Below are 24,440 nucleotides of genomic sequence, written 5' to 3' on the forward strand. Positions count from 1 at the left end.
GCTTCGACATTCAGAGATTTACAGCGGCGACAACGCCGTCGGGCGTGGGCTGCGATTGGACGACTTCGTCATCGGCTTCGGCACGGCCGGCGACAGCTCGCTATCGAGAAGCCGCGACAGCGGCTCGGCGCCATCGAACGCTTCCGGTGCGCGCGACTCGGCAGTCTCGAGCGCGTCCGAAGTCGCCGGACGCTCAAGACCGTCCTTGATCCACTGCTCGCCGAGCACGCTGTTCGGCGTCTGGTTGAAGTGCTCGACCAGATGGTCGATGAACGTGCGCACCTTGGCCGGCAGGTGACGGCGGCTTGGGTACGCAATATTGATCTCGACCTGCGGCAAACGGTAATCGCCGAGCAAACGCACGAGCCGGCCGCGCGTCATGTCGCGACCGATCAGATAGCTCGGCAGAATCGCGGTGCCCATGCCGAGCAGCGCAAACTGTCTCAGCATCTCCGTGTTGTTCGCGACGATCACGTTCGACGGCCGCACGCGCACTTCGCCTTCCGGCCCCGTGAACACGCGTTCATCGCCCCAGTATTCGGATGGCAGGCTCAGGCACGGGTGCTCGAGCAGATGTTCGGGACGCGTCGGCATGCCATGCTTTTCCAGATAAGCCGGCGTTGCGCAGACGGTCATGCAGCCCGTAGTCAGACGCCGCGTAACGATGCTCGCGCTGCGCATTTGCCGCGCGATCACGACGCCGACGTCGAAGCCCTCCTCGACGAGGTCCACCTGACGATCGACCAGCGTGACGTCGGGAATGACTTTCGGATAGCGCTCCGCGTACGTTTGCAGCACGGGCGCGAGGTTATGCAGCCCGAACACGACGGGCGCGACGATGCGTAGCGTGCCGACGGGTTCGTGATTGCGAGCGACCACCATCTGTTCGACGTCTTCCAGTTCGTCGAGAATCTGACGGGCGCGCTCGAGGTAGACCTGACCGGATTCGGTCAGCGACAAGCTGCGGGTCGTGCGATTGAGCAGCCGCGTACCAAGACGGCCCTCGAGGTCGGCGACGTGACGGGTGGCGACCGCGTTGGAAATATCCATCGCGCTCGCGGCGCGGGCAAAACTGCCGAGATCCGCCACCTTGACGAAAACTCGCATCGACTGCAAATGATCCATAGGACAACTCCCTGCCTTGTTACTGCTTCCTGACAATTGGTGAAAACCAGTGAAGCGAACTTGGAATTCTCCTACGACTCGCAAAATCGTGCAGAAGTTGCCCGCAAAATAGGAAATATTGTCAATTTTGGTACGACTGTATCGATAAAACCGGGGTCTGACCAACGATTATTCCCAAATCAAAAACAATCTGCTGCGCTGCAGCTTGCTCTGTCTTTTTTGTTCGAACAGACGCAACGGCCGTTCGGCCGTTGCGGAATTCGAAAAGACGGAAATAAACCGGGCGCCCAACGAAAAACCGCCCGAGGGCGGTTTTTTATGCTGAGTGAGCACTCACATATTCAAGCTGTGAGTTTTTCCTCGAGCGCGCGCTTCGCCTCAGTCAGTGCCGGCGGCAGACCGTGTTGCAGCGTGTCAAACAGCTCCGTGTGCAACATGAGCTCGTCGCGCCATGCAGCGTCATCGACGGAAATCACCTGCTCGAACTGCTCGCGGCTGAAGTTCAGTCCGCTCCAATCGATGTCCTCATAGTGCGGCGAAATGCCGAACGCATGCTCTTCGCCCTGCGCGGTGCCTTCGATGCGGCCGACCATCCAGCTCAGCACGCGCATGTTCTCGCCGAAGCCCGGCCATACGAACTTGCCGTCCACGCCCTTGCGGAACCAGTTCACGCAAAAGATTTTCGGCAGCTTCGCGCTCAACTGCTGCAGACGCTCGCCGGTCTTCAGCCAATGGCTGAAATAGTCGCTCATGTTGTAGCCGCAGAACGGCAGCATCGCGAACGGATCGCGGCGCACCACGCCCTGCTGTCCAGCCGCCGCGGCGGTGGTTTCAGAGCCCATCGTCGCCGCCATGTAGACGCCCTCGACCCAGTTGCGCGCTTCGGTGACGAGCGGCACGGTGGTCGAGCGGCGGCCACCGAAGATGAATGCGTCGATTGCGACACCGGCCGGATTCTCCCAGTCCGCGTCGATCGATGGGCACTGCGAAGCCGGCGCCGTGAAGCGCGCGTTCGGATGCGCCGCCTTGCGGCCGGTTTTCTTTGCCTCGGCCGGCGTCCAGTCCTTGCCCTGCCAGTCGATCAGATGCGCCGGCGGCTCGTCGGTCATGCCTTCCCACCAGACGTCGCCGTCGTCGGTCAGCGCGACGTTTGTGAAGATCACGTTTTCCTTCAACGTGGCGAGCGCGTTGTAGTTGGTCTTTTCGCTCGTGCCCGGCGCAACGCCGAAGTAGCCGGCTTCCGGATTGATCGCGTACAGGCGGCCGTCCTTGCCCGGCTTGATCCACGCGATGTCGTCGCCGATCGTCGAAATTTTCCAGCCGTTCAGGCCCGCCGGCGGGATCAGCATCGCAAAGTTGGTCTTGCCGCACGCTGACGGGAACGCCGCCGCCACGTGATGCTTGCGCCCTTCCGGCGAGGTGACGCCGAGAATCAGCATGTGTTCGGCGAGCCAGCCCTCGTCGCGGCCCATCGTCGATGCGATGCGCAGCGCGAAGCACTTCTTGCCGAGCAGCGCATTGCCGCCATAGCCCGAGCCAAAGCTCCAGATTTCGCGCGATTCGGGGAAATGCACGATGTACTTGGTCTTGTTGCAAGGCCACGACACGTCCTGCTCGCCCGCCGCGAGCGGCGCGCCGACCGAATGCACGCACGGCACGAACTCGCCGTCCTCGCCGAGCACGTCATACACCTTGCGGCCCATGCGCGTCATGATGCGCATATTGGTCGCGACGTACGGGCTGTCGCTCAACTCGACGCCGATATGTGCGATCGGCGAGCCGAGCGGGCCCATCGAGAACGGCACCACGTACATCGTGCGGCCGCGCATCGCGCCATCGAACAGGCCGTCGAGCGTCGAGCGCATTTCGGCCGGGGCGATCCAGTTGTTGGTAGGGCCGGCGTCCTCGGCGCGCTGCGAGCAGATGAAGGTGCGATCCTCGACGCGCGCGACGTCGGACGGATCGGACCAGGCGAGATAGGAATTGGGACGCTTGGCGGGGTTGAGTTTCTTCAGGGTTCCGGCTTCGACCATCTGCGCGCACAGGCGGTCATATTCTTCCTGCGAGCCGTCGCACCAGACCACTTTTTCAGGCTCGGTCAGCGCGGCGATGCGCTGGACCCAGTCGATCAGCTTGCGGTGTTTGACCCATGTGGGCGCCTCGATAGTTGGCTGCCCTTCGAACGAGGGATGATTCATCGACTTGTCTCCGTTTGAAGCAATAGAAAAACGGTACAAGCCCGCGGGACGCTGCATGCGAGAGGCATTGAATTCATCGCGCCGACGTGTCAATTTTTCCAATGTCGGCGCATGATTGCGCAGATCGTCCTGGGCCACACAGCTTGCCAGGCGGAGGCGCGCTTCCTACAAGGCTTCTGCAACCTTGTGTAAAGCGGCTTGCCTCAACACGCAACAAACTGCTAAAAACGTTCTCAATTCGCCTTCACGTAGCGTTGCCGTTCTTTTGTGTGCGACAGCTTCTACGGTAGGACATCTAGCCAGACTAACGTGTGACCTAAGTCACATGGTGGGACAGTCAGCATAACATTCCGTTCGCACCAACGAGGTGCGCCGCAAATTACATACCATGAAGATTGCCATCCTCGACGATTATCAGGACGCCGTTCGCAAGCTCGACTGCTTTCACTTGCTAGCCGACCAGGAAGTCAAAGTATTCAACAATACCGTGCGCGGTCTCGGACAACTTGCGAGCCGTCTTGCGGAAGTCGACGCCCTCGTCCTGATTCGCGAACGTACCCGCATCACGTCGCAACTTCTAGACAAGCTGCCGCGTTTGCGCATGATCAGTCAGACTGGCAAAGTGTCGAGCCACATCGATCTAGCGGCCTGTACCGAGCGCGGCATTGCCGTGCTCGAGGGCAGCGGTTCGCCGGTCGCGCCGGCCGAACTGACGTGGGCACTCATCATGGCCGCCCAACGGCGTATTCCGCAATACGTGGCAAACCTTAAACAGGGCGCCTGGCAGCAGTCGGGGCTGAAGACGTCGGCGCTGCCGCCGAACTTCGGTTTGGGGCAAGTGCTGCGCGGACAGACGCTAGGGATCTGGGGCTACGGCAAGATCGGCCGACTGCTCGCCGGCTACGGCAAGGCGTTCGGCATGAACGTGCTGATCTGGGGCCGCGAGCACTCGCGCGAAGCCGCTCGCGCCGATGGCTACAGCGTCGCGGCGAGTCGTGAGGAACTGTTCGAGACCAGCGATGTGCTGTCCCTGCATCTGCGTCTGCATGACGACACGCGTGGCATCGTCAAGCAGGACGATTTGATGCGCATGAAACCGACCGCGCTGCTCGTGAACACGAGCCGCGCCGAGCTGCTCGAAGAGAGTGCACTGGTGAACGCGCTGTCGCACAACCGTCCGGGGATGGTCGCGATCGACGTCTACGAAAGCGAGCCGATCCTGCAAGGCTACAGCCTGCTGCGCATGGAGAACGTGATCTGCACGCCGCACATCGGCTACGTCGAGCGCGAGAGCTACGAACTGTATTTTTCGGCGGCGTTCAACAACATCCTCGCGTTCGACGCCGGCGATACCGCCAGTGTCGCGAATCCGGAGGCGTTGCAGGGCGGGCGTCGGCGGTGATTGGTGGGCGAGGCGGCCGGCGGATCAGATGTGTGCCCGCCCCGCCGCGTCGCTCATCGCGCTTCGTGCGCTCCCGCCTCGATCAATGCAGGGATGCGTTCGAGGAAGACCTCGCCGTCGGCGCGGCCAAGGTTATAGGCGTGCACCATCTGCGACGGACTCGTGTAATCCCAACTCGAAATCGGCACCTTGCGCGACGGTTGCACGTAAAGCCGCTGCTGCACGCCGTGTGGCACGACGAACATCTGCGGCCGCGGATAAAGACGCGTGACCATCACGAGCACGTTGCCCGACGCGTCGGCATCTAGCGCGCCGACCGGCACGTTGTCGACCATGCCGCCGTCCAGCACCGGCCGGCCGTTGCGCCGCAGAACCGGCGTGAACGGCGGTGTACTCGACGATTGCAGGATCAGGTCCGCCAACTCGTCGACGCTCGCGCAATCCTGCGCGCGCACGAATTCCGGATGAAAACCGAGCGTCCGACCGAGCGTCGGATGCAGCGTCTTGCGCACGTATTTTTCGATGTTGTACGCGACCAGCCCCGCCGCGACCGCACTTCTCGCGCCGAGCCAGCGCGGCAGATGCGACACGCCGATGCGGATTTCCGGCGCCTGCGCGAGCCTGGAAAACTTGTCGCCATAGATATCGAGCAGCGCCTGACGGTAGATCCGGTAATGCGGGAACACCGACTCGCCGCGCAGCAGATTGCCCCAGTAGGCGTTGCGCGTGTTGTGGCGCAGTGCGTCTTCGTAATAGCGCATAACCCAGTCGGAGTCGCCGCGCGTGTAAATCATGCACGCGGTTGCGGCGCCGGCCGAAATGCCGGTGATCACGCGCGGACGGATGTCGAGCTGCGGCTGCACGACGTCCCAGAAACCCGCCTGCCACCAGCAGCGGTTGCCGCCGCCGGCGAATACGACCTGATCGAACATGCTGCTTTTCCTTCGCGCAGATTGTGTTGGCGGCCCGCTCGGGTCCGACGCGCATTCACTCGAGCAGCGCGTAAGTGGTAGTGGCTTGAACCGCCATGTTGCCGCCTTCGTCGAACAGTTCGACTTCGCCAAACACGAGATTGCGGCCCATGCGCAGCACGCGCGCCTTGATCAGAACATCGCCCTTGCGGACCGCGCGCATGAAGTTGATGTTCAGCGACACCGTGCTCATCGGCTTGAAGCCGCCGAGCGCGGCGGTAATGGCGACGACCATCGCCGTATCCGCGGCCGCCATGAATACCTGGCCGCTGATCATGCCGCCCGAGTGTCGCCACTCGCCAGAGAACGGCAGACGCAGCGTGGCGCTTTCCTCGTCGACTTTGATCGGCGTCAACGTGAGCGCCCGGACCCATGGGGCGAGAACTCGATCGAGCAGCTCGGTAATCTCTTTGTCATCCATGGGAATCCCCGGGCGAAAGCCGCGATGCTGCGTGCGGGAGGGTGTCCGCGACATGATACCGGCAGCGTTGGACGCGTCGATGTTTTCGGGATGGCGGCTTCGTCGAGGGAACGCTCAAGTTCGGACGATGCGACCTTTTTAATAGCACTGCGAAAAGGGCTTGGCAATCTCAAAAAGATCCTGCATAATTTCGCTTCTGTTGGGGCGTTAGCTCAGTTGGTAGAGCAGCGGACTCTTAATCCGTAGGTCGAGTGTTCGAGTCACTCACGCCCCACCAAAGAATTCAAAGGGTTGCACGCGAGAGCGTCGCAACCCTTTTTCGTTTTTTCGCGTAATGTAACCCCTGTGTAACCGGATTTCGTCTATAAGAACCAGCGGCGCGGCTCGTTATCTACGCCTGCGCACCAAAAACGCTCCCCGACGTGCTCACAGACATCCGTTTTTTAAACGGCTGAACTATCTGTTGAAGCCGGGAATTTGTTTCGGAAGCCCAACACGCATGAAGTACCGCCCGAAGGCCTGGGAGAAATGTTCTAGGTATCTGCGAAGAAATTAATTCAAATGATTGGCCAGCGTGCAGCAGGGGACCAGTGATCTGCTGCAGAAACACAGGGGAAGTTATGAAATTGAACAAACTTGCACTTACAGCAGTTCTTCTGGCTACGGCCGGCACCATCAGCTTGCTGACCGGCTGTGCGGCGACCCAGTTTGCGATCAGCAAGCACGACCTGGATGTCACAGCGGCGTAGCGAGCCACGAAAACTCACACACAACCTGCACCAGGGCAACAGTGGCGGCACAACCGTGACCTACAGCGAAGATACGAACTATCGTACGTATCAGACCCGCATCTTGAGCGTCGCCAACAAGGTGAATCTCGAGTTCGCTGAAGCAGCGCCGCCGCTGCGCAGTGGGCTGGTGCGCGTTATCGCTGGTTCGTTTTGAGCCAAACATCGACAACCAGCGCGAAGTAGCACATCGCTGAAATACAGAAAGGGTTGCACGCGAAAGCGTCGCAACCCTTCTTCATTTCCGGCGCAGAAAAAAACAGGAGCGACCGGTCACCCAACTCCCATTTGCGCGACCCTATTCCTGCCACCGGCCTTTGCCGTATACAACGCCTCATCGGCAGCCCGAACGACGACGCTGACATCCCTCACCCGATCCGACCGCGACGTGGTCGCGCCGATGCTGACCGTCACGCGACCGAACTCGCAGCCCAGGTGCGCGATGCCCAACTCGCCGATCGCCACGCGGATGTTCTCGCCGACCACCCCGGCACCGGCGGCGTCGGTATCCGGCAGCACCACGACGAACTCCTCGCCGCCGTATCGACCGACGCAATCGCCCGGCCGCTGGATCGCCCTGCGGATGCAGCGCGCGACGGCGGTCAGCGCGACGTCGCCGGCCTGGTGACCATACGTATCGTTGTAGGCTTTGAAGTGATCGATATCGACGAACAGCAGCGACAACACGCTGCCCGTGCGGCGCGCGCGCAGCCATTCGCGGTCGAGCGTTTCGCACAGCGCGCGGCGATTGGGCAGGCCGGTGAGTCCGTCCGTGCCGGCAAGCCGTTCGAGCTCGTGCTCCACCCGCTGTCGCCGCCGCAACTCGGCGCCGAGCCACGCCGCCAACACGATCACGCCGATCCCGAAGATCAGCATCAGCGAACCGATCGTCAGCGCGCGCCCCCACCAGCTCGCATAGATATCGTCGGTCGCCTCGGCGACCAGCACGATCAGCGGCAATTGCGGAATCCGTCTGAACGAGTAAAGCCGCTCGGCGCCATCGAGCGACGAAGACGCGATAAAGCTGCCCTCGTCTTTCGCGAGCAGGTGCTGGAAGAACGCCGTCGTGCTGATGTCGCTGCCCGTCACGTGTCGATCGTCGGGCCGTCGCACGATGACCGTGCCGTCCGTTCTGACGATCGACACCGAGCCATGCTGCCCGATCCGCAGATCCGCGAACAGGCTCGTGAAATACTCCTGATCGATACCGAGCGCGACGATTCCCGCAAACGATCCGTCGGGCCGGGACAGTCGCCGGCTCAGCGCGATGCTGCGCGAACCGGGTCTGAGTCTCGAGTAGTACGGCGCGCTGACATCGAGCCCGAGATCCGGATCTTCGCGATGAATCCTGAAGTACGGACGGTCCGAGAGGTTTCCCCCGCGCGGCACGTCGCTATCCGAATCGATCACGACGTTGCCCACTGCGTCGATCACCACTATCGCGCCGACGTATTGCCCGGTCGCCGCGCGATCGAACAGGATCTCGCGCCGCAAACGCGGCGAATCGAGCACGCCCGGACGCCCGAGGCCATCGGCGACGGCCTGCAGCGACAGCGCGTACAGCTCGAAATTGCGCGCGATGTCGCGCTCGGTGATCGTCGCGACATCGCGCGTCGAATCGAGTGCGCGCGCAATCGCATCCTCGCGGCTCTGATACAGCGCGTAGCCACACAGCGCGAGCATCGCGAGCACCACGCCGCATCCCGCGTAGATGACGCCATCGCGTGGCATCCGCCATCTGTGCGCCCGTGCGATCAGCACGCAAAACCGGCCCTTTCTTTTGTGGATCATGTGCTCTGCGTTTCCAACGGCGGGAGTCAGTTTGTCGAAGTGCTCACTACGCTTACGGTTTGTTGGGACAGAGCACCCAGCAGATAGCGAATCCATACGCAAGTGGAATCACGCATTTGCTCTCGCACCAGCCGCCGAATAACGCGATACACAGCTCGCTCGTTTCTTCCGCAGTTTTCTGCCTGCTCACATGGAGACCCACACGCACTCCCTTTCGACTGCGCGTTTCCAGCGGAAACGGACCGGTCTATCGATACTGATGCAAGGCATTCACCGCGCGCCGAATCCATTGGTTTTTTGCTCGAAGGTCGTTAAATCCTGTATCGCCGGTTTTTCGAGGCTTCGGACTGTTTATCGGGCCGAATAATCGCCCGCTGCATAGGGGCACATCATAAGTTTCGATAAGCAGAATTTACCTGATAATTCAAAAATTGTTCTTCCTCGGCAACGTTTGCGCGTGTTTATTTTTAAATTCAAACGCGCGTTTGTTATCGAATTATCGCGTCGTCGCATTATGTTTTTGTGATCCGTTGAAGCCGCATGCGGATTTACCCAGCTTTTCGATTGGGCAATTTCCTTCAATACATGCCCTCGCCGTCTCGTTACCGTTGAGCGTCGCAATCCATTCGCACACTCACGTTTCGAGGCATCCGATGACCGCATTACTCTCGATGGCCGCGTTCGCGCTCGCCAGTTCCATTTCTCCCGGCCCGGTCAACGTCGTCGCACTGAGCGCCGGCGCGCAGCACGGGCTCGCCGCGAGTCTGCGGCACGTCACTGGCGCGACGGTCGGTTTCACGTTGCTGCTTCTGTTGATCGGCCTTGGCCTGCACGAATTGCTCGCGCGCTTTCCCAATCTGATCGAGATCGTCAAATGGGCGGGCGTGGGCTTTCTGCTCTACATGGCCTACAAGCTCACCATCGACAACGGCCAGCTCGGCGCGGACAAGCCCGCGCGCGGGCCGTCGTTCGCGCACGGTGCGGCCATGCAATGGCTCAATCCAAAGGCGTGGCTCGCGTCGCTGGCCGGCATGAGCGCGTATGCGGCAGGCGGCGACGGCGGGCTCGTCTGGCAATTCACGGCGCTGTACTTCGTGATCTGCTATCTATCGATCGCGAGCTGGGCGTATGCCGGCACGTTTTTGCGCAGGCATCTGCGTGAAGCGAAGCGGGTCCGGGTGTTCAATCGCGTGATGGCGGCGCTGCTCGCGCTCAGTGCGATGTATCTGCTCGTGGAATGACGCGAGCCGCGCCTGCTTCCTGACGCGGCTTCATGCCGCGTCACGCTCAGCTGCGATATTGGCCCGGCGTCGCCGCCACCAGCCGCTTGAAGGTGCGCTGCAAATGCGCCTGATCGGCGAAGCCGGCATCGAGCGCGACATCGGCGATCAGTGCGCCGCGCCGCAGTTGCGCGCGACTGTACTGGATGCGTCGGTTGATCAGATACGCGTGGGGCGTCATGCCGTAGCGCAGCTTGAACGCGCGTATCAGGTGCGACGCGGACAGCCCGGCGGCTTCGCACACATCGTCGAGTTTCAGCGCGCGTGTGCAGTTTTCGGCGATGTACTCCGCGGCACGCGCGAGTTGGCCGCTCACGGCACGCTCGGGCACGCTCGCCGGATTGAGCGTTTGCTGCACGCTGGAGAAGAAGGTGATGGCCGCGCCTTCCTTGCGCAGGGTGTCGTTGTCGTCGTCGTTACTGGCGAGAATCGCGCACAGCCGGTTCAGGCCGTCGAACAGCGCGGCATCGAGCGTCATGATCTGCGAAAACGCGCGGAACGCATGGTTCTCGTTGAAGCCCAGCTCGTGCTGCAGTTTCGTGAACCACGCAACGTCGACGTGCAGCATCCGATACGACCACCGCTCGCCGGCAACCGGGTTGCACGCGTGCACATCGTCGGGGTTCATCATCACGACGGCGCCTGCGCCGACCCATTCCCGCGCGTGGCGGTTCAGATACACGCTGCGGCCTCCCGTCACCGCGCCGATCGAAAACGTTTCGTGCGAATGTTTGGCGTAGCAGACTTTGCGGCCATCGTCGATGGAACGCGCCTCGATGAACGGCAGCGCCGCGCTGCGCCAGAAGCGCGGCGCGTCTGCGCCTTTTGCGCGTGCGGTGTTCGCAGCGCTTGCCCCTTCGATCGTCTCGCTCATGCGCGCTCTCCGGTTGATCCGCCGACTTCGCCGTTGTCTTCGACTTCGCGAAGTCTACGTATCGTAGCCGTCAAACGCATGGCCAACAAGCGAACGCGCGGCGCCGCTCGTAAACGGCGCCGCCGCCCGAACGCTACGCGATTACTTCGCGCTGACGTCGATATTGCCGAGATATTTTGCGGCAAGCGTCTTCACCGTGCCGTCGGCTTGCACCTTAGCGATCGCGGCGTTCAGCTGATCGCGCAGCGCGGTATCGCCCTTGCGAATGCCGTATGCGATGCCGCTGCCGAGAATCTTGTCGTCACGCACAGGCTGACCGACGAACGCGTAGCCCTTACCTTCGGGCTTCGACAGAAAGCCCGTTTGTCCGGCCGGCGCGAGCACGAGCGTGCCGTCGAGACGGCCAGCCGTCAAATCGGCATAGACCTGGTTCTGATCCTGATACGGCAGCACGATCACGCCGGCCGGTTCCCAATGCACCTTAGCGAAGGTCTCCTGAATCGAGCCTTGCAGTACGCCGATGCGCTTGCCCTTCAGCGACTCAGGCGTCGGCTGCAAACCGCTGTCGCTGCGCGCGATCAGCTGCGACGGCACGCGATAGACGACGGTCGTGAAATCGATCGCCTGGCGGCGCTGCTCGGTCGCATTCATCGCTGAATTGATCGCGTCGAACTTGCGGCCTTGCAGCGCCGGAATCAGGCCGTCGAACGAGGTTTCGACCCACTTGCACGTCATGTGCGCGGCCGCGCAGACCGCGTTGCCCACGTCGATATCGAGCCCTTGCAGTTCGCCGTTCGGTCCTTTCGACTCGAACGGCGGGTACTGCGCTTCGAGGCCGAAACGCAGCGTCGCGGTATCGGCGGCGCTTGCGGCCGACGATGTTGCGAGCGACGCGCCGGCACAGGCCAGCGCCAACAAGCACTTGAGCAACTTCATAACATCTCCCTTCATACTTCGAATACTTCGACGACTTCGATACTTCGAGTGGCTCTCGCGCGCTCAGATTTCACACAAACGCCGCGCGCCTTCGAGCAGCGTCGCGTCGTCCTTCGAGAAACTCAGGCGAATCAGCCCCGAATCCGTGCCGTCGGTGTAGAACGCCGACAATGGAATCGTCGCGACACGCGCATCGCGGATCAGGCGCAGCACGAAATCGCTGTCGCTTTCATCGGAGAAGCCGCGGAACCGGGCGAGCATAAAGAAACTGCCTTCGCTCGGCAACAGCTCGAAGCGCGACTCGCGCAGCGCATGCGCGAGCAGATCGCGTTTCTTCTGATAGAAGTCGGACAGGCCGAGGTAGCTGTCGCGATTGGCGAGCGCGTCGACGAACGCGTGTTGCATCGGCGTATCGGCGGAGAACACCATGAATTGATGGACCTTGCGGATCTCGTCCATCAGCGCGGCGGGCGCGAGGCAATAGCCGACGCGCCAGCCGGTCACGTGGTACGACTTGCCGAACGACGACACGATCACGCTGCGCTCGGCGAGTTCCTGATGGCGCGCCATGCTCTGATGCTTCGCGCCGTCGAACACGACGTGTTCGTAGACCTCGTCGGACAGAATCACGATGTCGGTGTTGCGCGTGAGCGCCTTCAGCCGCTCGATATCGGCGTCGCTAAAAATCGTCGCGGTCGGATTGTGCGGTGTGTTGACGATGATCATGCGCGTCGTCGGCGTGATCGCGGCGGCGACTTCATCCCAGTTCACGCGGAAGTGATCGAGCGACAGCTTGATCGCGACCGGCTTCGCGCCCTGCAGGCGCACGATCGGGCCGTAGCTGTCGAACGACGGCTCGAAGTAGATCACTTCGTCGCCCGGATGCACGAGCGCGCTGATCGTCGAATAAAGACCTTCGCTCGCGCTCGCGAGCACGGTCACCTCGCTGGCGGGGTCGTAGCGCACGCCGTACAGCGTTTCGACCTTATCTGCGAGCGCTTCGCGCAGCGCACCGATGCCGGCCATCGGCGCGTACTGGTTGTGGCCGGCGCGCATCGCCTGCGCGACGCCGTCGACGAGCTTCGGGTCCGGCGCGAAATTCGGCGCGCCCTGCGACAGATTCAACGCATCGTGTTGCGCGGCCAGTTGGCCGATCACGGTAAAAATGGTGGTGCCGACGTCCGGCAGCTTCGAGCGGGCTTGCATGGCGCTCTGCATAAGACTTTCTCCCTTTCTACACCCGCCGGCGGCCGCGCGAATGGCGGCGGCGGGGCGTTCCTTCCGGTGGGGTGATTAGGCATCAGTCAAAGAACGCTCACAATCGAAACTTTGTCATGCGCGGCATGCGTTTTCTTCATGGCGCGCGCGAAGCCGCTCTACGCAGGCCTAAGCCGGCGGGTTCATGGCTTGCGGGGACGCGGTGTGGGTTTCGGGGAATGCGGGTAACTGCGTAGGTATGAAGGAATGTGATGCTGAGCGGCGCGGTTGCGAAAACGGCCGCTGACGCGGCCGTTTTTCGAGTTATTGGACTTTCAAGGAAAGTCGGAGCTTCGGGGAATCAGGCTTCGTCCATCAAACGAACCTTGACCTTGCGTCCCTTCAGCTTGCCCGCGCTAAGCCGGCGCACCGCCTCGCGCGCGATGCTGCGCTCCACCGCGACATAGGTCGACATGTCGGTCACGTTGATCTTGCCGATCTGCGAGCCGGCGAAACCGGCGTCGCCGGTCAGCGCGCCGAGCACGTCGCCGGGACGGATCTTGTCCTTGCGGCCGCCGAGGATCTGCAGCGTTTCCATCGGTGGCAGCAGCGGTTCGTTGCTGCCCGCCTTCAGCTCGGCCAGCTTGTGCCATTCGACGTCGCGCTTGTGTGCCTGCTCGATCCCGCCGACCCGCCCCATCTCGTCCATGCTCGCGAGACTCAGCGCCCAGCCTTCCTGATCGGCGCGGCCCGTGCGGCCGATGCGATGCGTGTGCACTTCCGGGTCCGGCGTCACGTCGACGTTGATCACCGCTTCGAGTTGCGCGATGTCGAGGCCGCGCGCGGCGACGTCGGTCGCGACGAGCACCGAGCAGCTGCGGTTCGCGAACTGGATCAGCACCTGATCGCGCTCGCGCTGATCGAGTTCGCCGTGCAGCGCAAGCGCATGGAAGCCCTGCGCGCGCAGCACGTCGAGCAGATCGCGGCACTGCTGCTTCGTATTGCAGAACGCGATCGTGCTGACCGGACGATAGTGATTCAACAGCAGACCGACCGCGTGCAGACGCTCGTCTTCGGTCACTTCGTAGAAGCGCTGACGGATCTTGCTGTCGCCGTGCCGCTCGGCGAGTTTGACTTCCTTCGGGTTTCGCAGGAATTGCTGGCTCAGCTTCGCGATGCCCTCGGGGTACGTCGCCGAAAACAGCAGCGTTTGGCGCTCTTTCGGGCATTGCCTGGCGACCTTCGCGATGTCGTCGAAGAAACCCATGTCGAGCATGCGGTCGGCTTCGTCGAGCACGAGCGTGTTCAGCGATTGCAGATCGAGGCTGCCGCGTTCGAGGTGATCCATGATGCGGCCCGGCGTGCCGACCACGACGTGCGCGCCGTGCTCGAGACTCGCCGTCTGCGGACGCATCGGCGTGCCGCCGCACAAGGTCAGCACCTTGATGTTTTCTTCCGCGCGCGCGAGACGGCGGATTTCCTGCGTGACCTGATCGGCGAGTTCGCGCGTCGGGCACAGCACCATTGCCTGCGTGCCGAATTTGCGTGCGTCGAGACGCGCGAGCAGCGCCAGCGAAAACGCCGCGGTCTTGCCGCTGCCGGTTTTCGCCTGAGCGATCAGATCTTGACCGGCGAGCGCGATCGGCAGGCTCGCGGCCTGGATCGGCGTCATCTCGACGTAGCCGAGCTGCGTCAGGTTCGCGAGCGTAGCGGGCGGAAGCGGCAGCTTGCTGAATGCGGCGCCGGCGGGGGTGGGACTGTTCATAGGATCGTCTGTAGGAATCGCGATTACTCGGCCATCGGGCCCTGATCGGGGCGGCCCGGCAACTGCTCGTACACCACCTCGCCGTCGTCGCCGTCGAAACGCTCGACGTAATTGCGCGCGCCGCACAGCGGGCAGCGGAACAGCAGCCCCTGGCCTTCGTTCTTGATGACGACGTCGGATTGCTCCCACTGCGCCCCGCAGGACTGGTTTCTACAGGTGAACACGTTGATTCTCCAACTGGATTCGATGATCGATCGGCAAGGTCGCGCGCGCGGCCTTGCCGTGTATGGGGTTGCCGCGCCGGCGCTGCGTCGTGACGCGATAGCGCTCGACGTCAAGCATGGCGTCAGCCGAGATGCGTATGCCGCGGAGACGGCACGGCCACATCCATGTCGGTCAGGCCGTGCACGATGCCGCAGTCTTCGACCGGATGCTCGCCGTGGCATTGGTCGCGCAGCATCGTCAGTTGCGCCTTCAGCTGCTGCAGTTCTTCGATACGCGTGTCGACGTGCGCGATGTGCTCGTCGACCAGCGTATGCATGCCGCCGCAGCCGTTCGCCGGCGCGTCGGTCAGACGCAGCAATGCGCGGATTTCGTCGTGAGTCATGTCGAGCGCGCGGCAATTGCGGATGAAGCGCAGGCGCTCGACATGCTTTGCCGTGTAACTGCGGTAATTGGCTTCGGTGCGCTCCGCCTCGGGCAGCAGGCGCTCTTTTTCGTAGAAACGGATGGTTTCCGTCGTGCAATGGGCGATTTTCGCCAGTTCGCCGATTTTCATGGACCCTTCCTCCACGCGGCCTTGACCTTGTAGTGGCTTCAGGGTGTTTACTAGACCACAAATCGCACGAGGAAGCCACCAATGCCTGACACCAGCCGTATTGCCACCGATTGTCCGGAACGGGACGAAGCCTGTACGCACGGGGGTTGTGGCGACGTTGATGCGCGGCGCGGCCATGCTTATGGCAGGGGCACGGGTGAGGGATGCGGGCATTCGCATGGCGGTGAACATGCTTGTGGCGCCGACGTGGGCGGCGGTGATCGGCATGAAGGGCACGACCATCAGGACGGTCATGATCACGGCCACGCCCATGATCACGCTGCTGTCGCTTGCTGCGCCGCTAGCGCTTTTGCGCCTGCGTCGCTGCGCCTGCCTCCGTCCGAAGCCGTCGGCCACGACCTTCGCACCGCAATCCGCATCCTGCAGATGGACTGCCCGACCGAGGAAGCGCTGATCCGCAAGAAGCTCGGCCGTATGCCGGTCGTGCGTAGCATGGACTTCAACCTGATACAGCGCGTGCTGACTGTCGTCCACGCGCCGGAGGCGCTCGAGTCGGTGCTCGCCGCCCTGCGCTCGCTCGACTTCACACCCGAACTGGCAAGCGACGCCGGAAAGGGTGGGAACGCTGACGCGGTGCCCCAAGCAGCCACTGACGCAATGCGCAAGCCGTGGTGGCCCCTGATCCTCGCCGGCATCGTCGCGGGAGCCTCAGAAGCCGCTAGCTGGCTCGGCGCACCGGTCTGGGTGGTGGCGGGTATGGCGATCGTCGCGATTGCCTCCTGTGGCCTCACGACATATCGCAAGGGCTGGGTCGCGCTGCGCAACGGCAACTTGAACATCAACGCGCTGATGAGCATCGCCGTGACCGGCGCGGCGCTGCTCGGCCAGTGGCCCGAAGCCGCAATGGTGATGGTGCTCTTCACGATCGCCGAGCTGATCGAGGTGCGCTCGCTCGACCGCGCACGCAACGCGATCGAAGGACTCATGCGGCTCACGCCCGAACAAGCCAGCGTGCAGCAGCCCGATGGAGCGTGGCAGCCCGTCCGCGTCGACGCGATCGTGCCCGGGACGCTCGTGCGCGTGAAGCCGGGCGAGCGGATCGCGCTCGATGGCGAAATCGTCGCGGGCCGCTCGAGCGTCGATCAGGCGCCGATCACCGGCGAGAGCCTGCCCGTCGACAAGGCGATCGGCGACGCCGTTTTCGCCGGCACGATCAACCAGGCGGGCTCGTTCGATTATCAAGTTACGGCGGCCGCCGGCAACACGATGCTCGCGCGGATCGTCCACGCGGTCGAGGAGGCGCAGGGCACGAAGGCGCCGACACAGCGCTTCGTCGATGAATTCGCGCGCGTTTATACGCCGATCGTGTTCGCGATTGCGCTCGCCGTCGCTCTGGTCCCACCACTCGTGTTCGGTGGAGCGTGGCACGCGTGGGTGTACAAGGCGCTGGTGCTGCTCGTGATCGCGTGTCCATGCGCGCTCGTGATTTCGACGCCCGTGACGATCGTCAGCGGGCTCGCGGCCGCGGCGCGCAAGGGGATTCTGATCAAGGGTGGCGTTTATCTCGAACAGGGTCGCAAGCTGACCCGGTTGGCACTCGATAAGACCGGGACGATTACGCACGGGAAGCCGGTCCAGACGGAGTTTGAGGTGGTCGGTGACGCGGGTGAAACGTTCCGATACCGCACGGTCGCGGCAAGCCTCGCGGGCCGCTCCGACCACCCTGTTTCGATGGCGATTGCTGCCGCCGCCAATGACGACGGCGTCGAACACCTGCATGTCGATGCATTCGAAGCGATCGCTGGACGTGGCGTGCGCGGCGATATCGACGGTATCGGGTACTGGCTCGGCAATCATCGCTTGGTCGAGGAACTCGGCCGCTGCTCGCCGCAACTCGAAGCGCGTCTCGATGCGCTCGAAGAGCACGGCAAAACCGTCGTGATGCTCGCCGATGCGCAGCGCGTGCTCGCGCTGTTTGCGGTCGCTGACACAGTGAAGGAAACGAGCCGCGCCGCCGTCGCCGAATTGCGGCGGCTCGGCGTCGGCACCGCGATGCTGACCGGCGACAACCGTCATACCGCCGAGGCGATCGCGCAGCAGGTCGGCGTCGATGAAGCGCGCGGCGATCAGTTGCCCGAGGACAAGCTCGACGCGGTCGCACAATGGTCGAGCGATGGCGCGACGGTCGGCATGGTCGGCGACGGCATCAACGATGCGCCCGCGCTCGCGCGCGCCGACATCGGCTTCGCGATGGGTGCGATGGGTACCGACACCGCGATCGAAACCGCCGACGTCGCGTTGATGGATGACGATCTGCGGAAGATTCCGGCGTTTATCCGGTTGTCGAAGGCGACGTACGGGGTGCTGGTGCAGAACATCGCGCTCGCGCTTGGCATCAAGAGCGCGTTCCTCGTGCTGACGTTGATGGGCTTCGGCACGATGTGGATGGCGGTGTTCGCAGATGTCGGTGCGAGTTTGCTGGTGGTGGGGAATGGGTTGAGGTTGTTGCGCAAGTGAGTGGGCGTGCGAGGTTTACGCTCGTTTCGTCCTACTCTGAACCGTCGTTCACGGCAGGATGCGTCGGAGTGCTGGCTAGCGGCTCATCGCTGTCGTCTTTCAAGCCCACCCCTGTAAATCTCAGCTTCCTCGCCTGCGTGAGCAGGTAGTGCAGCTTGTGCGCGGCCTGCGGATAGTCGAGGCCTTGCGGGCGCACGTTGGAAATGCAGTTGCGCTGGGCGTCGCTGCACCCCGTTTTCGGCGCGTACGTGACGTAGATGCCGAGGCTATCCGGCGAACTCAAACCCGGTCGCTCGCCGATCAGCATCACGACGATCTTCGCGTCGAACAATTCGCCGATCTCGTCGCCGAGTGCGACGCGTGCCTGACGCGCGACCACTACGGGACCGATGGTCCAACCCGCGAGCTTTGGATGTATAGCTTGCAGCAACGGTACAGCCTGCTTCGATGCGGCGAACGCCGATAGACCATCGCCGATCACAAACAGCACATCGCTTGATTGCGATGGCAGTCGGGCAAGCGTCGCGCGACTCTCCTCCGACAGACGCCGCCCAAGATCAGGGCGCCTCAAATAATGCTCGCGATCCGGCGCGGCGCTATGCACGTCGAGCGTGTTGAAACCTTGCGCGCGCAGTTGTGCGTGCAGCGGGTCCACGTCGAGCGGATGGTGCACAGCGTCGCGCGCCTGCGCATGCGCGAGATTGAACGCGAGCAACGGCGCGGTCGGCAGGCTGTGGCCCGCGCGGCCCAACGCGATGCGCGCCTGCGTAAACTGACGCAGTGCGCTCCACGGGTCCTTGTCGAGTGCGTCGTTCTCGCTCATGCGATCCCCATCCAGTCGCGCGCGCCTTCGAGCAGCGGTTGCCGCGCCGATGCGCCGATCAACGCGCCGCGTGCATCGATGATCTGCATCGACTCCAGCCATTCCTCGAATTCCGGCGCGCGGCGCAAACCGAGCACGTCGCGCACGTACAGCGCGTCGTGAAAGGACGTGCTCTGATAGTTGAGCATCACGTCGTCCGCGCCCGGCACGCCCATGATGAAATTGATGCCCGCTACGCCGAGCAGCGTCAGCAGATTGTCCATGTCGTCCTGGTCCGCTTCGGCGTGGTTCGTGTAGCAGATGTCGCAACCCATCGGCACGCCGAGCAGCTTGCCGCAGAAGTGATCCTCGAGACCCGCGCGCGTGATCTGCTTGCCATCGTACAAATACTCGGGGCCGATGAAACCGACTACCGTGTTCACCAGAAACGGCTTGAATTTGCGCGCGACCGCATAGGCGCGCGCCTCGCAGGTCTGCTGGTCAACGCCGAAATGCGCATCCGCCGACAACGCGCTGCCCTGCCCCGTTTCGAAGTACATCAGATTGCTGCCGACGGTGCCGCGTTGGAGCGACAGCCCCGCCTCGTACGCTTCCTGCAGCAGCGCGAGCGAAATGCCGAAGCTCGCGTTCGCTTTTTCGGTACCAGCGATCGACTGGAATACGAGATCGACCGGCGCGCCTTTTTCTATCGCGGCGATCGTGCTCGTCACGTGCGTGAGTACGCACGACTGCGTCGGTACCTGATAGCGCTGGCGGAAGTCGTCGATCATCTGCAGCAGCTTCGTGATCGCGGCGAGGTTGTCGCTCGCGGGATTGATGCCGATCAGCGCGTCGCCGCAGCCGTACATCAGGCCGTCGAGCATCGAGGCGGCGATGCCTTTGACGTCGTCGGTTGGGTGGTTCGGTTGCAGGCGTACGGACATGCGGCCCGGTAAACCGACCGTGTTGCGAAAGCGGGTGATGACCGGGCGTTTACGGGCGGCGGTGATCAGGTCCTGGTTGCGCATCAGCTTTGAGACTGCGGCGACCATTTCTGGTGTTAGGCCCTCGGTGATGCGGGTGAGTGCGTCTATGTCGGTTGTGGTGCTGAGTAGCCAATTGCGGAAGTCGCCTACTGTCAGATGGGAGATTTCGGCGAAGGCTTGGGGTGAGTGATCGTCGATGATCAGTCGGGTGACTTCGTCGGTTTCGTAGGGGATCAGCGGTTCGTTCAGGAACGTGCGCAGCGGGACCTCGGCGAGCGCCATTTTGGCGGCGACCCGCTCTTCTTCGCTCGCTGCCGCGATGCTGGCGAGTTCGTCGCCTGAGCGTTGCGGGCTCGCTTTCGCGAGCAGGGTCTTCAGGTCGGCGAAGCGGTACGTGCGACTGCCGACCGACTCGGTGTAGCTCATGTTTGCGGCTCCATCGCCTCGCGCGAACGCGGGTAGGAATGGGACCGGCGGTTACATGCTGCAGGGTGCTGGCTGCCGGTGCTGGTGCTGGTGCTGGTGCTGGTGCTGCGCACCACACGATAGCGCCAAACGGCGGCAGCGTCACGTTGCGGAAATTGGGGCTGTTTGCCGATGCTGTGTTTGGCGCTCCTGCTCGCGTCCACGGGGCGCGGTCAACAGGCGCTTAATTCGCTTCGTGCGCACCGCTTGATATCCGCAGGATTTGGTAAACGGCAGATACTCGCTGACGTGATACTTTGTTCGTATCCTCTCGCGCCAATTTTCTGCGGTCCAGTCATGAACGAATCAGACCATCGGGCTCGATACGAGACGCGACTCGCACGCGTGCTCGACCATCTCTACGATCACCTCGACGAACCACTCGATATCGGACGGCTTGCGGAGATTGCGTGTCTGTCGCCGTATCACTGGCACCGGATTTATCAGGCGATGTATGGCGAGACGGTCGCGACGACCGTGCGGCGCCTACGGTTGCATCGCGCAGCGGGTTTTCTTGCGAGAAGTTCGATGCCGATTGCCCAGATTGCCGAGCGTTCGGGGTATAGCAGTTTGCAGTCTTTTTCGCCGACGTTCCGCGCGGTGTTTGGTGTGCCGCCGGCGCAGTATCGCAGGCAAGGCAGGCATAGCGGGTTTCGGCCGGCGCTTTCAGGAGACGATCAGATGACGATGATTCGTGAGGTCGTGATTCGTTGTGTGGAGCCGATGGAGATTTTGTCGGTCGATCATGTCGGACCTTATATGCAGATCGGAAGGGCTTTTGATGCTTTGTTTGGGTGGCTTGCGAAACATGATCTGCTCGAGGCGCAGATGCGGATGATCGGGGTTTACTTCGATGATCCGGGAGTGGTCGAGGAGAAGGCGTTGCGGTCGAAGGCGGGTGTGTTGTTGCCGGGGCCTGTGATGGCTGAAGTGGCTTCGGCTGTTGGGACGGGTGGGGAGGTTTCTGTCACGCGTATACGCGGTGGGGAATATGCGGTGTTGCGGCATGTTGGGCCATATAGCGATATGCGAGCGGCTTATGAGTGGTTGTACGGGATCTGGCTGGTGCAGTCTGGGAGGGAGGCAGCGGATGCGCCGGTGTTTGAGGAGTATGTGAATAGTCCCAAGGAGACTGCGCCTGCGGAGTTGGTTACGGAGATTGGTTTGCCGTTGGGGTGAGGTGTGGGTGGCTGGGTTGGTGCTCGCTGGTTCTGCGTCCTGCGATGTTGCTGTTGTTATGTGCGTATACGTTGCGCGTGTTCGGCGTGCTTCTCCGGTTTTTATAGTCTTTGTATATGTACACGTAGTAATAGTTAAGGAAGGTCTGCAAAAGTCCTGGCATTGCGTTGCTGCTGAGCTATCCTGGAAACAGAGCGAATTAGGCGAGGAGCAGTGTGATGGCGCAACTTGGTCTTGGTCTGGATCTGTCAACGAAGCGCACGCGCAAACGGGAATTTCTCGATGAGATGCGGCGTGTTGTGCCCTGGTTGAAGCTGATTGCGCTGATCGAGCCGCACTATCCCACGGGCAAAACCGGTCGGCCGCCGTTCCCGATTGCGACGATGTTGCAGATTCATTTCATGCAGCAATGGTTCGGTCTGTCAGACCCTGCAATGGAAGAGGCACTCTATGACGTGCCGCTTTATCGCGAGTTCGCGGGTCTCGACGGCGGGATGGTTCGCTTGCCGGATGAAAGCACGATTCTCCGGTTCCGCCATCTGCTGGAAACGCACGGACTGGCAGTGCAAATGCTGGCGCTGGTCAATGAAATCCTGACGGAGAAAGGCCTGATGCTCAAGACTGGATCGGCAGTCGACGCCACTCTGATTGCCGCACCCAGTTCGACAAAAAATGGCTCCGGCACACGTGATCCGGAAATGCAATTAACGCAGAAAGGTGGCAACTGGTACTTCGGGATGAAGATGCATATCGGCGTGGACGCCGAGTCGGGCCTGGTTCATACGGTCATTGGAACGGCGGCCAACGTTCACGACATCAACGTAGCCCAGGCGTTGCTACATGGTAAAGAAACGGACGTGTACGCGGACGCCGGATATCAGGGTATCGAAAAGCGCTGTGAGGCAGGCGCGGTTCGTTGGCATGTTGCAATGCGACCGGCAAAGCGCAGGAAACTGGATATGAGTGATTCGTTGGACGCGATATACGATCAAATCGAACGCCTGAAGGCGAGTATTCGAGCCAAGGTCGAACACCCGTTTCGCATCCTTAAGCGGCAGTTCGGTTACATGAAGACCCGCTATCGTGGTTTGATGAAGAACACCGCCCAGATCACCACGCTGTTTGCTTTGGGCAATCTATGGATGGCGCGTAGAGCTTTGCGCAAAGCTTGAAACACCGGGTCGATAAGGGTCGTATGTCTGGTTGAAGAGCTCCGGCGCGCGAAAAAAACGGCGATCAACTCACCAAAAAATATCTGAACGCAGAGGCTGCGCTGGATGTGAACGCGTGAAAAGCGGGTTGTGCAGACCTTCCTTAACAAGTGGGGCGTTCGGCTGTGGATAACCTGGAAGTTCGTTTACGGATCAACGCGCTGCAGAATCGATAACCCTTGGGAGCGCGGGCGGACAGGATAACGGAGCCAGGGAGAAGTTTTAGCCGACCAGTTAACGCGGCGCATTTATCAAGATTTCGCCCACAATGTGTTCGGCTGTTTTTACAAAAGTTGTCCAAAGGGGATGTGGATAAGTAGCCTCGAGTGAAAAGGCCATTTTTTGAAGATCTCGTTAGCGGCAACTGAATAGCGGCGACCCGCGGATCTCCAACGGCAGACTATCCAAAGTCGAGACTCGCAAACCGGAATTTCTCCATGAGGGGCGTTGCAACTGCCACTCGATGCGATTCGCAGATCGTTGATTGCGTTTGGTATTTGCGGCGATGCGTTGGTCTTCGATCAGGACGAACGCGGGTCCGATGAAACGTTGCGAAATGGCTTTTTGATAAGACTCAATCGACGCTGTGTTGCGCAATCGACACTTACCACCAGCCGGTAGCAGCAAGCCCAGCCCTTCACTTAACGTGTTGATGAACACCTGGGCGCAGCGGGGCTCATTCGAAGCGCAGAAAGCAAATCTCCGCGCGTTTTTCGTAACAGCCCAAAGCAATGCTGTTCCCGCCGGTCTCAACGGAATTACGGGGCACGTGTCGGTGTGGGCTTAAGCGTAGTGGTAACCAGGTTGGCTATTGCCTTCTTCGTTTGCTCCGTCGCGCTTTCGTCGTACCCGATTGTCACGCCCCGTTCGACACAGGGGTCCGCATATGAGAACGGCAGGTTGCTTTTGACGTTAAGCAATTGTCCCACGCTGTGTTCTTCCCATGCACAATTGCGCACTGTTTGCGCTTTCGGCAGGGGGGTTGGATGTGCGAAGGCGCGCGCATCGAAAATATGATTAACCCCGGCAAACTCGGTCAGCTCTACGTCCGCCCCCTTGGCTTTCAGCCGTTCCACATAGGCCTTGCAAGGCGCGACCGGGTCGTAGTTGTCTGCGCTTCCATGGAATATGCGAATGGGAGCCTTTGATACGTTGTCGTCATCGAGGTAGTGGGCACTGCAGTCTGGGTAAAGCGGAACATAGGCTGCAAATCCTGGAGTGGACGCATCGGCATGCGCTTTCTGGAAGCGCACCATGCTCGCGTAGAGCGTGTCTTGTCCTCCACGGGAAAAGCCCATTAGCATCACGCGGCTCGCGTCGACATGAGGGTTTTTGGAAATAAGGCTGAGCGCGCGATACGCGTCTTCTGTCTGGGCAAGTCTGCCAAGCTGACTCTGGTCATTAATTGTGTTTTCTATGCCTCGGCTCGTGAAACTGTCGACAACGAAAGTGGCAACGCCCAACGACAGGAACCACTGCTCCCAGTCCGCTATCTGGCCGCCGATACCCCCAGACGGGTGCAGCAGTATGACGGCGGGCAGCCTGTCGGTCCCGGGTCGAGGCAGCCGCAATTCACCCGCTATCGTCACGCGCTTGCCGTCTTCGCTTCCGGCCAGAAATTGCTCGTCTGTGAGCGTCATCGACTCGAATGGAATGACTTCCATTCGCGCCACCTGCGCGTAGGGGACGCGCGGAATGCAAAGGAGCACGAGGACTAGCAAAAGGAACGGCAAGCCTTTCACACTTGCGAACAT

The 24,440-nt window shown here is 61.6% G+C and carries 22 protein-coding genes and 1 tRNA gene; 8 read left to right on the forward strand and 15 right to left on the reverse strand.

Features of this window, described 5'->3' with window-relative positions:
- Window positions 1-18 precede the first annotated feature (18 nt).
- A complete protein-coding gene (locus OKW44_RS29385) occupies window positions 19-1,125 on the reverse strand; it encodes a LysR family transcriptional regulator (protein WP_018418958.1) in 1,107 nt (368 codons plus the stop codon).
- 341 nt (window positions 1,126-1,466) lie between these two features.
- On the reverse strand, window positions 1,467-3,323 hold the full coding sequence (locus OKW44_RS29390) for a phosphoenolpyruvate carboxykinase (GTP) (protein ID WP_018418957.1): 1,857 nt from the start codon (window positions 3,321-3,323) through the stop codon (window positions 1,467-1,469).
- Between the two features lie 388 nt (window positions 3,324-3,711).
- On the opposite strand from OKW44_RS29390, the gene OKW44_RS29395 reads away from it, so the two are divergent.
- The gene (locus OKW44_RS29395) at window positions 3,712-4,725 is read left to right on the forward strand and encodes a D-2-hydroxyacid dehydrogenase family protein (RefSeq protein WP_018418956.1); all 1,014 of its coding nucleotides are present in this window, start codon (window positions 3,712-3,714) and stop codon (window positions 4,723-4,725) included.
- Window positions 4,726-4,778: 53 nt separating this feature from the next.
- Here the strand turns inward: OKW44_RS29395 and OKW44_RS29400 are convergent, their stop codons facing one another.
- Both OKW44_RS29400 and OKW44_RS29405 read right to left on the reverse strand, forming a co-directional pair.
- Entirely contained in the window at window positions 4,779-5,657 is an 879-nt protein-coding gene (locus OKW44_RS29400; RefSeq protein WP_018418955.1) for a patatin-like phospholipase family protein, read from the reverse strand.
- Window positions 5,658-5,712: 55 nt separating this feature from the next.
- Window positions 5,713-6,117 carry a PaaI family thioesterase gene (locus OKW44_RS29405; protein WP_018418954.1) on the reverse strand — a complete coding sequence of 135 codons (405 nt, stop codon included), beginning with the start codon at window positions 6,115-6,117 and terminating at the stop codon, window positions 5,713-5,715.
- A gap of 201 nt (window positions 6,118-6,318) precedes the next feature.
- Between OKW44_RS29405 and OKW44_RS29410 the strand changes: the two genes are divergently transcribed.
- From OKW44_RS29410 to traT, 3 genes are all read left to right on the forward strand, one after another.
- A tRNA-Lys gene (locus OKW44_RS29410) sits at window positions 6,319-6,394 on the forward strand.
- A 343-nt stretch (window positions 6,395-6,737) separates the two neighbouring features.
- The gene (locus tag OKW44_RS29415) at window positions 6,738-6,866 is read left to right on the forward strand and encodes a hypothetical protein (protein WP_275426070.1); all 129 of its coding nucleotides are present in this window, start codon (window positions 6,738-6,740) and stop codon (window positions 6,864-6,866) included.
- Window positions 6,850-7,062 carry a complement resistance protein TraT gene (gene traT / locus OKW44_RS29420; protein ID WP_018418953.1) on the forward strand — a complete coding sequence of 71 codons (213 nt, stop codon included), beginning with the start codon at window positions 6,850-6,852 and terminating at the stop codon, window positions 7,060-7,062. The genes OKW44_RS29415 and traT overlap by 17 nt, the downstream gene beginning before the upstream one ends.
- Before the next feature lie 116 nt (window positions 7,063-7,178).
- Here the strand turns inward: traT and OKW44_RS29425 are convergent, their stop codons facing one another.
- A complete protein-coding gene (locus OKW44_RS29425) occupies window positions 7,179-8,696 on the reverse strand; it encodes a sensor domain-containing diguanylate cyclase (protein WP_018418952.1) in 1,518 nt (505 codons plus the stop codon).
- Between the two features lie 653 nt (window positions 8,697-9,349).
- On the opposite strand from OKW44_RS29425, the gene OKW44_RS29430 reads away from it, so the two are divergent.
- The gene (locus tag OKW44_RS29430) at window positions 9,350-9,937 is read left to right on the forward strand and encodes a LysE family translocator (protein WP_018418951.1); all 588 of its coding nucleotides are present in this window, start codon (window positions 9,350-9,352) and stop codon (window positions 9,935-9,937) included.
- 46 nt (window positions 9,938-9,983) lie between these two features.
- Here OKW44_RS29430 and OKW44_RS29435 read toward each other — a convergent pair whose 3' ends face one another.
- From OKW44_RS29435 to cadR, 7 genes are all read right to left on the reverse strand, one after another.
- Entirely contained in the window at window positions 9,984-10,850 is an 867-nt protein-coding gene (locus tag OKW44_RS29435) for an AraC family transcriptional regulator (protein ID WP_018418950.1), read from the reverse strand.
- A 141-nt stretch (window positions 10,851-10,991) separates the two neighbouring features.
- Window positions 10,992-11,786 (reverse strand): ABC transporter substrate-binding protein, encoded by a 795-nt coding sequence (locus tag OKW44_RS29440; RefSeq protein WP_018418949.1) that lies wholly within the window; start codon window positions 11,784-11,786, stop codon window positions 10,992-10,994.
- Window positions 11,787-11,849: 63 nt separating this feature from the next.
- Complete coding sequence (locus OKW44_RS29445) at window positions 11,850-13,004, reverse strand: pyridoxal phosphate-dependent aminotransferase (RefSeq protein WP_018418948.1); 1,155 nt, start codon at window positions 13,002-13,004, stop codon at window positions 11,850-11,852.
- A 340-nt stretch (window positions 13,005-13,344) separates the two neighbouring features.
- A complete protein-coding gene (gene dbpA, locus OKW44_RS29450; protein WP_018418947.1) occupies window positions 13,345-14,748 on the reverse strand; it encodes an ATP-dependent RNA helicase DbpA in 1,404 nt (467 codons plus the stop codon).
- 23 nt (window positions 14,749-14,771) lie between these two features.
- Window positions 14,772-14,972 (reverse strand): hypothetical protein, encoded by a 201-nt coding sequence (locus tag OKW44_RS29455; protein WP_018418946.1) that lies wholly within the window; start codon window positions 14,970-14,972, stop codon window positions 14,772-14,774.
- Complete coding sequence (locus OKW44_RS29460; RefSeq protein ID WP_018418945.1) at window positions 14,959-15,090, reverse strand: hypothetical protein; 132 nt, start codon at window positions 15,088-15,090, stop codon at window positions 14,959-14,961. The genes OKW44_RS29455 and OKW44_RS29460 overlap by 14 nt, the downstream gene beginning before the upstream one ends.
- Before the next feature lie 4 nt (window positions 15,091-15,094).
- Complete coding sequence (gene cadR / locus OKW44_RS29465; RefSeq protein WP_018418944.1) at window positions 15,095-15,526, reverse strand: Cd(II)/Pb(II)-responsive transcriptional regulator; 432 nt, start codon at window positions 15,524-15,526, stop codon at window positions 15,095-15,097.
- A gap of 81 nt (window positions 15,527-15,607) precedes the next feature.
- Here cadR and OKW44_RS29470 point away from each other — a divergent pair, with 81 nt between their 5' ends.
- Window positions 15,608-18,043 carry a heavy metal translocating P-type ATPase gene (locus tag OKW44_RS29470; RefSeq protein ID WP_035470419.1) on the forward strand — a complete coding sequence of 812 codons (2,436 nt, stop codon included), beginning with the start codon at window positions 15,608-15,610 and terminating at the stop codon, window positions 18,041-18,043.
- A 31-nt stretch (window positions 18,044-18,074) separates the two neighbouring features.
- Here the strand turns inward: OKW44_RS29470 and eutC are convergent, their stop codons facing one another.
- Window positions 18,075-18,866, reverse strand: coding sequence for an ethanolamine ammonia-lyase subunit EutC (gene eutC / locus OKW44_RS29475; protein ID WP_018418941.1), 792 nt, complete (start codon window positions 18,864-18,866; stop codon window positions 18,075-18,077).
- The gene (locus OKW44_RS29480; protein ID WP_018418940.1) at window positions 18,863-20,257 is read right to left on the reverse strand and encodes an ethanolamine ammonia-lyase subunit EutB; all 1,395 of its coding nucleotides are present in this window, start codon (window positions 20,255-20,257) and stop codon (window positions 18,863-18,865) included. Before OKW44_RS29480 ends, eutC begins: the two co-directional genes overlap by 4 nt.
- A gap of 336 nt (window positions 20,258-20,593) precedes the next feature.
- On the opposite strand from OKW44_RS29480, the gene OKW44_RS29485 reads away from it, so the two are divergent.
- Complete coding sequence (locus OKW44_RS29485) at window positions 20,594-21,475, forward strand: AraC family transcriptional regulator (protein ID WP_026225532.1); 882 nt, start codon at window positions 20,594-20,596, stop codon at window positions 21,473-21,475.
- A gap of 218 nt (window positions 21,476-21,693) precedes the next feature.
- Window positions 21,694-22,647 (forward strand): IS5 family transposase, encoded by a 954-nt coding sequence (locus tag OKW44_RS29490; RefSeq protein WP_280784537.1) that lies wholly within the window; start codon window positions 21,694-21,696, stop codon window positions 22,645-22,647.
- Between the two features lie 797 nt (window positions 22,648-23,444).
- Here the strand turns inward: OKW44_RS29490 and OKW44_RS29495 are convergent.
- Complete coding sequence (locus tag OKW44_RS29495; protein ID WP_018418937.1) at window positions 23,445-24,440, reverse strand: dienelactone hydrolase family protein; 996 nt, start codon at window positions 24,438-24,440, stop codon at window positions 23,445-23,447.

The sequence above is a fragment of the Paraburkholderia lebeckiae genome, assembly GCF_050436325.1.
GTDB classification, from domain to species: Bacteria; Pseudomonadota; Gammaproteobacteria; order Burkholderiales; family Burkholderiaceae; genus Paraburkholderia; species Paraburkholderia tuberum.